The sequence below is a fragment of the Vibrio sp. Vb0304 genome, from assembly GCF_033338995.1.
Taxonomy (GTDB): Bacteria; Pseudomonadota; Gammaproteobacteria; order Enterobacterales; family Vibrionaceae; genus Vibrio; species Vibrio alginolyticus.
Map to the genome: position 1 here is coordinate 1 of NZ_JAWOTT010000311.1, position 1,099 is coordinate 1,099.

The following is a 1,099-nucleotide window of genomic DNA, read 5'->3' on the forward strand; positions in this document are numbered from 1 at the left end:
CGCTTCCTAATACGAGCAATATTATGGTCATGTAACGTGTAAAGTTCATGTTTTCCGTCCTTTCTTTTCGTAAATCTCGACACAATTTAGCGTGTTTCATTTTTCTCGATGATCTTAAGATCTCACGCTGTTAGTTTGCTGTCATTCGAGCCAAGTTTTGAAGTAACAAGAGTTACTCTTTGGTTCAGCGAATGTGAGTTTAAGTCGAATGATTGTTGTGACGTGGCAATTGACACTTTTTGCTGTTTGGGATGTTTTTTACTGCGAAATGTTAGGAAGACATTTTTCGATAAAATCCCCTTTAAAAGTGTCACAAACTTCCAAGTGTTTTTTGGTGTGTAACCTGTCGAATTTCAGCCTGAAATTGCACCTAGAGCGTTTGAGGGGGTTCTAAGCGATGTTTTTGATAGTGAAGTTGCCTATTTAACATATGACCAATATTACGCACCTTTAAGAGTCGTTATGATGTCATTACGTTAATTGAGGTTAGGTGAACTGATGCCACACAATTTTTTGGATAGAAAGAAAAAACCGTTGAGTTCTTCTGGTGGAGGTTATAAGCCACTCCATGAAGAAGAGTCATTAAGAAAACCGCAAGTTCGAGAAGAAACAGTAAGGGAGCGAGCTGCCCGCCAACGTCGAGAGCGCCAAGCCGAATTGACCTTTACTCAAGAGGACTATGATCGTTGGGCGAGAAATCGAGAGCGAGTGATTGCAGAACGTAACGCTGCTGCGTTACAAGCCTATGAGCTAACAGAGCCAGAATGGAACAAAGAACTACAGGACGATTTGAAAGAATACTTAGAAGGTCGATATACACAAGTTTGTATTTTCTCTGTTGATGATGCAGCAAAGTGTGCGATGAATATCTGGCATCAAAAAAATGAAGAAGGGAAAACGATTGGAAGTGAAACGCTGAAATTATTAGATGAAATCCATTCAAAAATAGATATGGGCATAGGTATTATTACTGCCGCAAAAATATCGAAAGCTTTAGGTGGTTTTGGTATTACAGTTAAACAATATGTTGATGCTCAGGGAATAGAACGAGTAATAATATCCAGCCTCTGGAATGATCCTAAGAAGTATTATGCTGTTG

1 pseudogene is annotated in these 1,099 nt (G+C 39.2%); it reads left to right on the forward strand.

Features of this window, described 5'->3' with window-relative positions:
• Positions 1 to 498 precede the first annotated feature (498 nt).
• Positions 499 to 1,099: pseudogene (locus R7P35_RS25875) on the forward strand (hypothetical protein); the annotation flags it as partial.